We start from the raw sequence: 13,180 nt of genomic DNA on the forward strand, positions 1-13,180 counted from the left end.
CGGTACGCCGAGATCGGCGCACCCGTTTCCGGTCAACCCTCGTCGTTGAACTGCCTTACCGCCTCGGCAGCCGCCTGCGCCGCAGCACTCCCCGGCCGCTTCCGAGCCACCCAACCCTCGATATTCCGCTGCTGGCCACGGGCCACAGCCAGCGAACCGGGCGGCACATCCTTCGTGATCACCGACCCGGCGGCCGTGTAAGCACCGTCCCCCACTGTGACGGGAGCAACAAACATGTTGTCCGAACCCGTCTTGCAGTGGGAACCGATCGTCGTGTGATGCTTCGACTCACCGTCGTAGTTCACGAACACGCTCGCCGCCCCGATGTTCGAGAAGGCGCCGATCGTCGCATCACCCACATACGACAGGTGCGGCACCTTCGTCCCCTCGCCGATCGTCGCGTTCTTCATCTCCACATACGTGCCGGCCTTCGCCCGCACACCCAGCCGCGTACCCGGACGCAGATACGCGAACGGACCCACCGACGCGCCCTCGCCGATCACGGCCGACTCGGCCACCGTGTTGTCCACCCGCGCGCCGCTGCCGACCGCCGTGTCCCTCAGTCGCGTGTTCGGACCCACCTCGGCGTCCCCGGCGACATGCGTAGCACCCAGAAGCTGCGTACCCGGATGGATCACGGCATCAGGCTCGAACGTCACCGTCACATCCACCAGCACCGACGCCGGGTCCACCACCGTGACACCCGCCATCATCGCCCGCTCCACCAGCCGCCGATTCAGTAGACCGCGCGCCTCGGCCAACTGCACACGGTTGTTGATCCCCAGGATCTCCCGGTGATCACCCGCCACCGACGCACCCACCCGGTGCCCCGCCTCACGCAGGATCCCCAGCACATCGGTGAGGTACTCCTCACCCTGCACATTGTCCGTACGCACCTTGCCCAGCGCGTCGGCGAGCAGCTCGCCGTCAAACGCGAACACCCCGGAGTTGATCTCCCGGATACCCCGCTCGGCCTCGCTCGCGTCCTTGTGCTCCACGATCGCCGTCACCGCACCCGACGCCGCATCGCGCACGATCCGGCCGTAGCCCGTCGCATCCGGCACCTCGGCCGACAGCACCGTCACCGCATTGCCGTCCGCACCATGCGTCGCAACCAGCGCGCCGAGCGTCTCGCCGGAAAGCAGCGGGGTGTCACCGCAGACGACCACCACGGTCCCCTCGGGCGCACGCCCCAACTCCTCGAGCGCCATCCGGACCGCATGCCCGGTGCCGTTCTGCTCCGCCTGGAACGCGGTGCGCGTACCCGGGTAGTGCGCCGTCAGGTGCTCCCTGACCTGCTCGCTCGCATGGCCGACCACGACGACAAGCTCATCCGGCTCCAGCTCGCGAGCGGCGGAGACGACATGCCCGACGAGCGAACGCCCGGCGATGTCATGGAGGACCTTGGGGGTCTTCGACTTCATGCGGGTGCCCTCACCCGCTGCGAGGACGACGACGGCTGCCGGGCGGTTGGCGCTCACGGGAATGCCCTTCGGCTTCGGGTGGTGGACAACCGAAGGATACCGGGGGGTTTCAGGAGCGAAATGAGGGCGGGTCCTGACCAGAGCGGTCAGGACCCGAACCAAGGAAGGCTCCCCCGCCAGGACTCGAACCCGGACATAGGGCACCAAAAGCCCCAGTGCTACCCATTACACCACAGGGGAATATAAACCAGGCGAACCGGACATTTGGTCGGGCTGCCGAGTTGCACCCAACACTATGCCGTACCAAGCGCCTTCCATGCGACGGTAGAGATCGGCGCTCTTGGTGACGTAGATGATGAGGCAGCCCCGATATGCCTCTGTGATGTTCTTCCGAGTGGTCCTGGGGTTGTGGCGCTTGAGTGACGCCTTCTTGAAGTCCGACGGGGCGACCCCGGCGAGATCGGCCCAGAATCGCTCAGCCTCGCCCACGTCGGCGCTTTCGTGAATGCTCACCCGGAAGTGCATGCGGTCGCGGGTGACGCCGAGAAGCTCGAGCCATCTCAGGTACAGGGTGATCACATTGGGGTCGCTGTTGATGAACTGGAGCACCTCGGTTCGCCGGTACGCCTTGTCCTTGGAGCCCTCGGCCCAGTAAAGCGTGACGCCGGCGATCAACAGTTCCCGGTCTGACAGTCGGCCGATCGCGGCGCGGGCCGCGCGCTTGGTCTCCTGACGTGCCTCGTCCTGTGCGGCGCGGACGCGGGCGAGGCCGGCCTGCATCAAGGCGCGCTGCTCCTCGTCGGTGTAGCGCGGCTCCGGCTTCGGCAGGTCCCGCACCCACAGAGAGATCGAACTCTTCGAGCACCCCAGCTCCACCTGGATCTGGTCGTAGGTCATCCCCTGGAGGCGTAGCTCGCGGGCCCTCTCCCGGAGGTCGTCCCTGGCGTTCGGGCGTCTGGTCCAGTCGGGGGGTGGTTCGCCTTTCACGAGTCTGTTGAGGATGTCGTTGTTGTCGATGTGGAGCCGGTCGCGGATCTGGCGGAGGCTGAGGCCTTCGCGGCGTAGGGCGATCGCTTGGGCGCGGAGGCCTTCGAAGTCGGCGTATTTGCCGCTTGCGGTTGTCATGGGGCCAGGTTCCGGCGGAACGCGGTGTTCCGTGTCGAAGATGTACTCGATTCACCAGTTCGAGCGACCGTGCGGGCTTGTGTCAATGTTCGATCGCATTGTGTGCGGTTGGCGTCACGGAAATTCGATGGCGGGCTTCCGTAGTCTGTGAGACATGACCACAACGGGGGCACACCAGGACTCCACGGGCACCACTGCCCGTTCCTGGCTGTGGTGGGGGAGACGGCGCAGTGTGGTGCTGGATGTGGGCCTGGGGCTCGTGTCTGCGCTGGAGTGTGCGCTGGAGGGGGTGCGGTTCGCGCAGGCGGCTGGGCTTCCGGTGCCGTTCGGGGTGGTCTTCGGGCTGCTCGCCGGGTCGGTGCTGGTGCTGCGGAGGCGGTGGCCGGCGAGTGTGGTGCTGGTCTCGATCGCGATCACGCCCGCGGAGATGGGCTTCCTGATGGGGATCGTGGGGCTGTACACGCTCGCCGCCTCGGAGGCGCCACGGCGGATCATTGCCGCCCTGGCGGGGATGTCCCTGCTGGGGACGTTGATCGTGACGTTTGTGCGGACCCGGCAGGACGTGACGTCGGCGGATTTCGATCCGGGGTCCTGGTACGTGCCGCTGGTGTCGCTGGTGATGTCGGTGGGGCTGACCGCGCCGCCGTTGTTGCTGGGGTTGTACGTGGGAGCGCGGCGCCGGTTGATGGAGAGCCTGCGGGAGCGGGCGGACAGCCTGGAGCAGGAGCTGTCGCTGCTGGCGGATCGTGCGGAGCAGCAGGCGCAGTGGGCGCGTACGGAGGAGCGGACGCGGATTGCGCGTGAGATGCACGATGTGGTGGCGCACAGGGTGAGCTTGATGGTGGTGCATGCGGCGGCGTTGCAGGCGGTGGCTCTGAAGGATCCGCAGAAGGCGGTGCGGAATGCGGCGCTGGTGGGGGATATGGGCCGGCAGGCGTTGACGGAGCTGCGGGAGATGCTGGGCGTGCTGCGTGCGCATGACGTGGGTGGTGGTGTGACCGGCGAGCGCCCGCTGGCTGCGGGGGCCGGGGGCGCTGCGGGGCGTACGGCTGTGGACGGGGCGGACCGGGTGGGTGGGGCTGCCCGGGCGGTGGTGGCCGGGGCGGCGCTGTCCGTGCCGTTGGCCGCGGTGGGAGAGGCGGCTGCTGCCGCGGCTGCCGCTGCGGCGGAGGAGGGTCCGTCGCTGGCGGATCTGGAGCCGTTGGTGGAGCAGTCCCGGCAGGCGGGGATGGCCGTGGAGCTGGTGGTGCAGGGTGAGGCGCGCCCGTACCAGGCGGTGGTGGAGCAGACGGCGTACCGGTTGGTGCAGGAGGCGTTGACGAACGTCCACAAGCATGCGGCGGGGGCGAGGACGTGGGTGCGGGTGGCGCATCGTGCGGGGGAGATCGCGATGCAGGTGGAGAACGGTCCGTCGGAACGCGGTGCGGCGGACGCGGGTCTGCCGAGTGGCGGTAATGGCCTGGTGGGGATGCGGGAGCGGGTGTCGGTCCTGGGTGGGGTGTTTGTGTCGGGGCCCACTGAGGCGGGTGGGTTCCGGGTGTCTGCGGTGCTGCCTTCGGTGTGAGCCGGGGACCGGTTGGTGGGGTCGCGGGTCAGGGTGCGGTGAGCCGGGCGGGCTGGGTGCCGGTGATCAAGGTGCCGAGTGCGTGGTCCAGGGTGGGGCCGAGGTACCAGTCTCCGGTGTGGTCGAGGCTGTAGACGTGGCCGTCGGCGTCGATGGCGAGTACGGCTTGTGCGGTGCCCTCTTCGCCGAGTGGTGCGAGTTCGGTGTCGAGGGCTCGGCCGAGGTCGCCGAGGGTGCGGGCGAGGTGGAGTCCGGCGAGTGGGTTGAAGTGGATGGCGGTGGGGGCGATCTGGCGGCCCTGGCCGGGTGGGGTGATGTGGAGGGCGCCGAATTCGGCCCAGGCTTCGACGGCTGCGGGGAAGACGGTGTGGCGGTGGCCGCCGGGGGATCGGTGGGCGCGCAGGGCGTCGGCCCAGTGTTCGGCTTGTTTGATGTCCCAGCGTCCGGGTTGCCAGCCGGCCTGCCGTAGTGCGGCGTCGACGGGCACGGGGAAGCGGGTGGTGTTGTGCTCGTTCACGATCCGGGTCTGCCGTCCTTGTTCTGCTTCTGGCTGTGGGGCTATTTCTGGGCCGGGTCGACGGTTCGTACGCCGAAGTGGGCGAGCATCGCGGCGCAGGAGCGGCAGGGTGCCGCGTAGCTGCCGTGGAGGGGGTCGCCGTCCTCGCGTATGCGGCGGGTGGTGATTTTTGCTTGTTTGAGGAAGCGGCGGGCTTCGCCGGGCGTGAGGGGTTTGCGCTGGGCGCGTTTGGAGCGGGTGGTTTCGGCGGCGGCGAGGTGGCGGGAGAGCAGGATCGCTTCGGGGCAGCGTCCGGTGAAGCGTTCGCGCTGGCCGCTGGTGAGGGTGTCGAGGAAGTCCTGGACGAGGGGGTGGAGGGCCGGCGGCTGGTCCGCTTTGCCCGCGGTGCAGGTGAGGGTTTCGCCGCGGACGGACAGTGCTGCCGCGACGGTGGGGAGTATTCCGTCGCGTCTGAAGCGCGGGACCGGGGTGTGTCCGGTGTCGTCCGCGTCTTCGGAGTAGGTCCAGTTGAGCCTGGGGTCTCCGGTTGTTCCTGATGGCGCCGTGTGCATGGTGCGTGTTCGTCCCTCCCGTGCCCGTGACGCCCGCCGTCGCTGTGCACGCCCCCGAGTTGAAGGGACAGCCTGCCAAATGGGACGTGCCGTGTGGAAGCGGGGTGGTGGAAACGTGTAGTTGTGTCGCTGTCGCCCGGGCTGTGGGTCACGGTGCGGTGACGGGTCGTTACCGGGGTGGGGTGCGGGGTGCGGGTGGTGGTACCGGGGGCGGCGGCACCTGTTGTCCCACCGCATAGGCTGTGGTCAGTCAGCCAGATCCAGCAGGGGGCAACCGCCATGACGACAGGTCGGCAAGGGCTGGGGGTCACTCCCGGTCATCAGGCCGGTGGACAGGCCGCGCCGCCGAACGCGGCCTATGCCGGGCAGCTCGTGCACTTCCCGGATCCGGTGCGTGCCGCCAGGTACCCCTCGGGGGTGCGGATGGACGAGCGCGGCTATCCGGATTTCTCGCCTTTCGCGCGTGCTGCCGCGGAGATCGCCGAGCCGCCTGAGGGTTTCGGTGTGGATGAGCTGCGGCTCACGGACTATGTGTCGGCCAATGCCGCGCTTGCGGCTGCCGGGCATGAGTTGTGGGACACGATTCCGGCGGTGGCGACGCCGCATGGCTGGACGTGGCATCACGTGGCGGGTGGGCGCCGGCTCGAGCTGGTGCCGGTCGAGGTGAAGGCGCTGCTGAGGCATCACGGTGGCGTGACGACGGCCGGGGTCGACCACGAGAAGCGGGGTACGCGCCCGTTGCAGGAGGTCAGGCCGGTTCATTTCGGGCTGCCGAAGGGTTCGGTGGCGGTGACCGAGCAGCAGCTTGCCGGTGTGGAGGAGGACTTGGGGTATCGCCTGCCGGGCGCGTACCGCTCCTTCCTGAAGGCGGCGGGTGGCTGCGCTCCGGTGGGTGCGGCGCTGGACGCGGGTCTCGGGCTGCTGGTCGACCAGCCGTTCTTCACCGTGCGTGACGAGGCAGCGGTCAATGACCTGGTGTTCGTCAACAAGTGCCTGCGGGACCATCTGACGAAGGACTACCTGGGTGTGGCCTTTGTGCAGGGTGGGCTGCTGGCGGTGAAGGTCCGTGGCAGTGCGGCGGGTTCGGTGTGGTTCTGCGGCTATGACGATGCCCGGGACCGGGACGGTTTGTCGGTGAACGAGCGGGTGGAGCGGTTGCTGCTGCCGTGCGGTGAGGATTTCGACGCGTTCTTGTCGCGGCTGGCGGGTAATCCGCCGGAGCTGGAGACGGTGGCGAACCTGATGGTGGACGGCGGCTTCGCGCGCGTGGTCCCGGTTGCGGTGGAGGGGTGACGGCCGGATGGTGACTTTCGCGCAGGCGCAGGAGCGCGCCGAGGAGTGGGTCAACGGTGACGTGCCTGCGTACCAGCATCGCGAGGTGCACGTACGGGAGTTCGAGCTGGGCTTTGTGGTCTGGGCCGAGGACCGTACCGACGGGCCGACGTCCGACGGGGGCCGGCAGCGGCTGGTGATCGCCCGGGACAGCGGTGAGGCCACGCTGTGGCCTGGTCTGCCGGTGGGCGAGGTGATCCGGCGTTACGAGGAGGAGTACGGCACTCCTCAGGGTGAGCAGGCTCCGGCCGCGGCGCCGCCCGAGCGTATCGATCTGAACCAGACGTCGTTCCTGCTGAGTCCGCCCGAGTGGCTTCAGGACGCGGCGGACAGGCTGGGTATCCCGGATCAGCGGAAGGGTGGCGGCGCTACGCCGGAGGAGCCCGGTACCGGTACGGGTGGGCAGGGTGCCCCCGGTGTGGACGACTCTCCGTCGGCGCGGCCCGCGGTGAGGGGCGTGGACTACGAGCCGACCGCGTCGGACCGGGTGACGCCCGCGTCCGCGCCTGGGGCCGCCTCGTACGGTGGGGCGACTCCCTGGGCCGGGACGGATACGAGCTCCCGTCCCGGTGAGGGTGCCGATGGCTCCGACGGCTCTGTGCCGCTGCCCGAGACGGTGTTCGCGCCGGCGTTGTCGGGTTCCGATGACGATGATGTGCCGCCGCCGTCGGTGGGCGCGGACCTGCCGACCGCGTTGATGTCGGGCGGCAGTCAGCTGCCGCGGACCGCGGTGACCCCTGCGTTCGACGTGCCGGGGAGGCAGGGCCGGCCGGGTCAGCCGTCGGACCAGTCGTCCGGGGCCGCAGGCACGCCTGCCGCCGCGCAGGCCGGCGATATCTCCGACGCCGCCACCAGCAAGGCCGTGCTTCCGCCGCGTGGTTCGCGTAGCCCGCGGGGCAACGGCGCGTCGGCGCCTCCGCCGCCGGCGCCGCCCGGTGTGCCCGGTGCGCGGCCGGGTGCGTCCCCGCCGCCGCCGGCGCCGCCCGCCCCGCCGTCGGGGCCCGGGGTGCCGGGTGCTCCCGCGGGGGGTTATGTGCCGACACAGCTCGTCTCGCAGCTGGGACCCGACGGCCCCCGGCAGCCCCAGCCTCCGGGTCCTCCCGGTGCTCCGGGTGTGCCCGGCACTCCTGCGGGCGGTGTGCACCACGCGGCGACGATGCTGGCGAACCCGACGGCGAATCCGGCGCAGGGCGGCCCGGGTGCTCCCCAGCCGCCGCAGCCGCCGGGTCCTCCCGGTGCTCCTGGCGTGCCCGGCACTCCTCCCGGTGGCGTCCACCACGAGGCCACGATGTTGGCGAACCCGAACCCCAGCGCGGTGCAGGGTCCGCCGCCCCCGGCCCCGCGGCCCCCGTCGGCGTACGGGTATCCGCAGCAGCCCCCGGTCGGTGTCCCGACCGTCGGCCCCGGCTACCAGGCCGTGCTGCGCTACCGCGCGCCCGACGGTTCCGAGCAGCAGCTGATCCGCCGCTCCGCGCCGGGTACTCCGCACCCGGAGTGGCAGATCTACCACGAGCTGCGTGGGATGAACGTGCCCAACGACCAGGTGCTCGAGCTGCACACCGAGCTGGAGTCCTGTGAGCTGCCCGGAGGTTACTGCGCCCGGATGATCCGGGAGACCTGGCCGCAGGCGCGGATCACCAGCATCGCCCCGTACGGCAAGGACCATACGAGTCGTCAGGGCGGGATGCGGCAACTGCTCACCCACCAGGGCGAGCTGCACCAGGTCGCGGACGGCCCGGCCCGGCCGGCGCCGGTGCGGGCGCCGCTGCCGCAGGTCCAGCCGGCCCCGCCGATCGCCCCGGAGGGGATCGCGCAGGAGCTGGCGGGGGCGTTCGGACCGCAGGGCATCTGCCGCTTCGACCAGCGCGCGGTGTCCCGGCAGGGTGTGCCGGACGCCGTGGCGCACACGCTGGTGTGGGCGGGTCTGCCGGGCGACTTCGGGCCGTTCTTCTGGGCGCAGCCGGCCCAGCCGGTGGTGCCGACGCTGGCGGAGCTGGCGCAGCAGCGCCAGGTGCAGCCCGCGTCCGACGCGGGCTCGTACCTGGTCCTGGGCACCGACTTCGGCAAGGCGATCTGTGTCCAGTACGGCACGGCGCATATCGTCGCGGTGCCGGTGGAGGCGGGTCCCGGCGGTCAGCCGGTGGCGCCGCAGTTCGTGAACAGCGGTCTGCCGGAGTTCACGCGCTGTCTGGCCCTGCTGGGCCGGATGTGGCGACTGCGTTTCGGTCTCAATCCGGAGCAGGCGGCCCGCTGGACGGTGGACTTCCAGGCCCAGCTCGCCGCGCTCGACCCGGCGGCGCTGTCGTCGCCGGAGAGCTGGTGGTCGGTGCTGCTCGAGCAGATGTGGGACGGGCTGATCTGATCACCGGTCCCTGCCGCGTGTGACGTACGAGGGGCGTCCGGCCCGCATCGCGCGGATCGGACGCCCCTCGTGTGCCCTGAGCCAGTCGTCAGTCGTCAGTCCGGGTCACTGCGGAGCCGCCGCACCCGCCAGGATGGTCGGCTCCACCGCCTCGTAGCGCTGTTGCTGGGCCAGGGCGTCCTCCGGGGAGAGCACGGTGCCGAGCCATCCCGCGAGGAAGCCGAGCGGCACCGAGACCAGACCCGTCGTGGTGTACGGGAACCAGTTGAAGTCCTCGCCCGGGAACACCGCCTGGGGTGAGCCGGAGACCAGGTTGCTTCCGGTCATCAGGATGATCGCGGCGAGTGCGCCCACGATCAGGGTGTACAGCAGGCCGGTGCGGGTGTACCGGCGCCAGAACAGGCTGTAGACGAGGGCCGGGGCGACGGCGGACGCGCCGACGCAGAAGGAGAGCGTGACCAGTGCCTGGAGGTTCCAGTGCTGGACGAACGCGGCGACGGCGATGGCGCCGAGGCCGACGACCGCTGCCGCGGCCCGGGCGACGCCCATCTCGGCGGCGTGGCTCAGCCGCTTGCGGCGCAGCCCGTGGGCGATGAGGTCGTGGGCGAGGCTGTTGGCGCAGGCCAGCGTGATTCCGGCGACCGATGCGAGCAGGGTGAGGAAGATGGCGGTGGCCACGGCGGTGAACAGAAGTGATTCACCGGTGCCGGGGTCCTTGCCGAGGAGTGCCTGGCTCACCAGCAGGAACGAGGTCTTGCCCTGGGGGTCGGCGATGACCAGGCCCTTGTGCCCCACGATCGCGGCTGCGCCGAAGCCGATCACGGCGATCAGCAGGCAGGTCACGACCACGGTGGACACGGCCCAGGACATCGAGCGGCGTACGGCGGTCGCGCTGCGCGCGGTGAACATGCGCATGGTGATGTGGGGCAGCACTGCCGCGCCGAGCACGACCGTCAGCTGGGCGCTGATCATGTCGAGCCCGTCGTCGAACTGGAGTCCGGAGGTGAGGTAGGCGTCCCCGGCGCCGCTGCCCTTGGCCGCCGCGTCGAGCAGCGCGGGCAGGCTGAAGTCGAAGCGGTCCAGGACGAGCACGGCGATGGCGGTGGCGGCGCCGAGCAGCACGACGGTCTTCACGATCTGGATGAACGCGGTGCCCTTCATCCCGCCGATCGCGGCGTACGCGATCATCAGGATGCCGAGGCAGATGATGGACCCGGTCTTGAAGCCGTCCGAGTCGAAGCCGAGCACGAATGCGAGCAGGTCTCCGGCCCCCGCGAGCTGGAAGATCACCAGGGGGAGCAGCGCGGTGAGGGTGACGGCACTCGCGGTGATCCGCACGGCGGGTCCGGGTGCGCGGCGGGTGAGGACGTCGCCCATGGTGAAGCGGCCGGCGTTCCGCAGCGGTTCGGCGAGCAGGAACATCATCAGCACCAGGGAGAGCACGGTGCTGAGGGCGAGGGTGAGCCCGTCGTAGCCGGCGAGGGCGATGACGCCGATGGTGGCGAGCACGGTGGAGGCGGAGATGTAGTCGCCCGCGATGGCGAGGCCGCTCTGCATGGGGCTCAGGGAGCGGTAGCCGGTGTAGAACTCGCCGAGGTCGTCACGGTCGGGCCCGGTCATCACGCACAGCAGCAGGGTGACGGTGACGACGGCGATGAACGCGACGAACGACATGGTCTGGGCATCGGAGCCGTAGGTGGTCATGCCTGCGCACCTCCCGCGACCCGTGCGGTCTGCTCGGCCTGGTTCCTGATGCCGGCGGCGAGCGGGTCGACGCGCCGCCGGGCGATCTGCTCGTAGGCGGCGATCGCGGCAAGGGTGACGGGGAGCTGGAGGAGCCCGAGCAGCAGTCCGATGGTGAGCCCGCCGCTGACTTCGCCGCTCATCAGGCCGGGGGCATAGCCGGAGAGGAACAGGAACAGGACGAAGTAGCCGAGGGCGGTGAAGGTGGCGACCCGGCGCAGCCTGCGGTAGCTGGCGCGTAGTCCGGGCAGCTCCCGGTGGGGGGCGGGTGCCGGATCACCGGCCGTGTACGCGAAGGAGCCGCCGGGTGGGGCGGCGGGCTGGTTGCCGGGGTAGCCAAAGTCGACGGGATCGTCGAAGTACCGCTCGTACGACATGGGGGGTGCTCCTTGCGGTGCCCTGGTGCGGGCGGGGTGGTGCGGGCGGCGCGGGGGGTGAGCGGGTACGTTACTTGCCGGTACGGGCTGGCGTAAGAGGCTTTCAGACTGGTTGGTATGTCAGTTCGGCAACGTTCGGGTCACGTCGTGGGGGGCCGTGGGGGGCGCTGTGCGCAGGGCTCTCACCTGCGAGGGACCGGTGTGCGTGGTGCGTGCGCGCTGTGCCGGCCGGGACGGTACGCGTCAGTCGTCGTGCGGGTCGGTGCGTACGGGGAAGGTGCGCGGAGCCAGCAGCACCAGGACGACCAGGGCGAGCGCGGCGGCGCCCGCGGCCCCCAGGTACACGTAGTCGACCGCGGCGTCCACCGCCTGCCGCAGGTGTTCCGCCGTGCCGGGGCGGGCGTCGGCCAGGGAGCGGGCGACCTTGTCCAGATCGCCGTCCGGATCGCCCGAGCCGCGGATACGGGACGCCAGCACGGAGTTCGCGAGCGCGCCGAACAGGGCCGCTCCGACGCTCTGCCCGACCTGGCGGCAGAACAGCACGGACGCGGTCGCCGTGCCGCGTTCCGCCCAGGGCACGGTGGACTGCACACCGACGATCAGCGGTAGCTGGAAGATCCCGAGCGCCGCCCCGAGCAGCAGCATCACCAGCGCGGGCTGCCATGCCCGGCCCGGATACGGCAGCAGCAGCGGGAACGCCAGCAGGATCAGCAGGGCCGCGCTGATGCCGATGACGGCGGTGTTCCGGAAGCCGATGCGGGTGTAGAGGCGGTTCGCGTACGCCGCGCTGACCGGCCAGCTCAGGGTCATGACGGACAGCACGAATCCGGCCGCCACGGGGCCGAGACCCAGCACCGTCTGGGCGTAGGTGGGCAGGAACACGGTGGGTGCGACCATCAGCAGCCCGAGCGCACCCAGTGCCAGATTCACCGCGGCGATGGTCCGCCGCCGCCATACCCAACCGGGGATCACGGGTTCGGCGGCCCGGCGTTCGATCAGCACGGTGGCGGCGACCCCGGCGGCGCTGCACACGAGCAGCGTGACCGAGGGTGCGGAGAGCCAGGGCCAGGCGACTCCGCCCTGGACGAGCGCGGTCAGCAGCAGACTTCCGGTGACGAAGACGGCGAGCGCGCCCGGCCAGTCGACCCGGGGGCGGGTCTTCCGCTCCCGTACGGACCCGGTTCGGGTCCTGCCCCCGCTTCCGGCCCTGGCCCCGTCTTCGGTTGCGGTCGTGGCCGCGTCCCCGGTCCCGGCCCGGGCCGGTTCGTTCAGATGGCGGGCGACCAGCCACAGCGCGACTGCCCCGACCGGCAGGTTGACCAGGAAGATCCAGCGCCAGTCGGTGTATGTGGTGAGCAGTCCGCCGATCGCCGGTCCGGCGACCGCTGAGACCGCCCAGACCGTCGACAGCTTCGCCTGGATCCTGGGGCGCTCGTCCAGCGGGTACAGGTCGGCGGCGATGGTCTGCACCGTGCCCTGGAGCGCTCCGCCGCCGAGGCCCTGGACGACGCGGAAGGCGATGAGCGAGGTCATGCCCCAGGCGGCGCCGCACAGCAGTGAGCCGGCCAGGAACAGGACGATGCCCGTGATCAGGACGGGCTTGCGGCCGAAGGTGTCGGAGAGCTTTCCGTAGACGGGGATGGTGACGGTGGCCGCGAGCAGATAGCCGGAGAACAGCCAGGAGAACACCGAGAACCCGCCCAGCTCGCCGACGATCTGCGGGACGGCGGTGGACACGACGGTGCCGTCGAGTGCGGCGAGCGCCATACCGAGCATGAGCGCGGCGACCACAGGGCCGCGGCGTGTGGTGCCGGGATCGGCGGAGGGGGACTTCCTGACGGTCTCCCCCGCGCCGGCGTGTCCCCCGCTCATCGAAATCCCTTCCCTATGCACGTATCTCCGTGGGCCAGCTTCCCACTTGCACCTCACGCGACGGGAGGGGCCAGGCTCTGCGGGTAGCTGCCGGTTCGGGAGACCCAACCCCTAGGGGGAGCTCCTGACTTGCGGCCAGGGTCGGTTCGTCCCGTTGGAGGAGGAGGGACGCAGGGCCCGTTCCCTACCTTGTTCTTACGGCGCTCTTACGGCCGGATCGGGGGACTCCCGGCGCACCCGAGTGGCTCCCATGGGGGCCTTCGGGGCGTCGGGGGTGGGGAAAACCCCCGGCCGAAGAGGGTGCCGTGCACCA

At 70.6% G+C, this 13,180-nt stretch carries 10 protein-coding genes and 1 tRNA gene; 3 read left to right on the forward strand and 8 right to left on the reverse strand.

Translation table 11 applies throughout. The annotated features are described in order from the left end of the window. Positions 1–32 precede the first annotated feature (32 nt). The 3 genes from glmU to ABZ532_RS11880 all read right to left on the reverse strand — a co-directional run bounded on the left by glmU (position 33) and on the right by ABZ532_RS11880 (position 2,549). Positions 33–1,481, reverse strand: a complete 1,449-nt coding sequence (glmU, locus tag ABZ532_RS11870; protein ID WP_361281399.1) for a bifunctional UDP-N-acetylglucosamine diphosphorylase/glucosamine-1-phosphate N-acetyltransferase GlmU — start codon at positions 1,479–1,481, stop codon at positions 33–35. A gap of 111 nt (positions 1,482–1,592) precedes the next feature. Then, a tRNA-Gln gene (locus tag ABZ532_RS11875) sits at positions 1,593–1,664 on the reverse strand. Continuing rightward, on the reverse strand, positions 1,650–2,549 hold the full coding sequence (locus tag ABZ532_RS11880) for a hypothetical protein (protein WP_361281402.1): 900 nt from the start codon (positions 2,547–2,549) through the stop codon (positions 1,650–1,652). The genes ABZ532_RS11875 and ABZ532_RS11880 overlap by 15 nt, the downstream gene beginning before the upstream one ends. Before the next feature lie 154 nt (positions 2,550–2,703). Here ABZ532_RS11880 and ABZ532_RS11885 point away from each other — a divergent pair, with 154 nt between their 5' ends. Then, complete coding sequence (locus ABZ532_RS11885) at positions 2,704–4,113, forward strand: histidine kinase (RefSeq protein ID WP_361281405.1); 1,410 nt, start codon at positions 2,704–2,706, stop codon at positions 4,111–4,113. Positions 4,114–4,141: 28 nt separating this feature from the next. Here ABZ532_RS11885 and ABZ532_RS11890 read toward each other — a convergent pair whose 3' ends face one another. Together ABZ532_RS11890 and ABZ532_RS11895 are read right to left on the reverse strand one after the other, a co-directional pair. Beyond that, the gene (locus ABZ532_RS11890) at positions 4,142–4,630 is read right to left on the reverse strand and encodes an SUKH-3 domain-containing protein (protein ID WP_361281407.1); all 489 of its coding nucleotides are present in this window, start codon (positions 4,628–4,630) and stop codon (positions 4,142–4,144) included. A gap of 41 nt (positions 4,631–4,671) precedes the next feature. After that, entirely contained in the window at positions 4,672–5,181 is a 510-nt protein-coding gene (locus tag ABZ532_RS11895) for a YwqJ-related putative deaminase (RefSeq protein WP_361281409.1), read from the reverse strand. Between the two features lie 279 nt (positions 5,182–5,460). Here ABZ532_RS11895 and ABZ532_RS11900 point away from each other — a divergent pair, with 279 nt between their 5' ends. Together ABZ532_RS11900 and ABZ532_RS11905 are read left to right on the forward strand one after the other, a co-directional pair. Further along, complete coding sequence (locus tag ABZ532_RS11900; RefSeq protein WP_361281686.1) at positions 5,461–6,474, forward strand: SMI1/KNR4 family protein; 1,014 nt, start codon at positions 5,461–5,463, stop codon at positions 6,472–6,474. A gap of 7 nt (positions 6,475–6,481) precedes the next feature. Then, on the forward strand, positions 6,482–8,875 hold the full coding sequence (locus ABZ532_RS11905) for an SUKH-4 family immunity protein (RefSeq protein ID WP_361281412.1): 2,394 nt from the start codon (positions 6,482–6,484) through the stop codon (positions 8,873–8,875). 105 nt (positions 8,876–8,980) lie between these two features. Here ABZ532_RS11905 and ABZ532_RS11910 read toward each other — a convergent pair whose 3' ends face one another. From ABZ532_RS11910 to ABZ532_RS11920, 3 genes are all read right to left on the reverse strand, one after another. Next, positions 8,981–10,579, reverse strand: a complete 1,599-nt coding sequence (locus ABZ532_RS11910; RefSeq protein ID WP_361281414.1) for a cation acetate symporter — start codon at positions 10,577–10,579, stop codon at positions 8,981–8,983. Next, complete coding sequence (locus tag ABZ532_RS11915; protein WP_361281417.1) at positions 10,576–10,995, reverse strand: DUF485 domain-containing protein; 420 nt, start codon at positions 10,993–10,995, stop codon at positions 10,576–10,578. Before ABZ532_RS11915 ends, ABZ532_RS11910 begins: the two co-directional genes overlap by 4 nt. A gap of 243 nt (positions 10,996–11,238) precedes the next feature. Beyond that, positions 11,239–12,867 (reverse strand): MFS transporter, encoded by a 1,629-nt coding sequence (locus ABZ532_RS11920; protein ID WP_361281420.1) that lies wholly within the window; start codon positions 12,865–12,867, stop codon positions 11,239–11,241. Positions 12,868–13,180 lie beyond the last annotated feature (313 nt).

This window comes from Streptomyces sp. NPDC019396 (assembly GCF_040632375.1).
GTDB lineage: Bacteria > Actinomycetota > Actinomycetes > Streptomycetales > Streptomycetaceae > Streptomyces.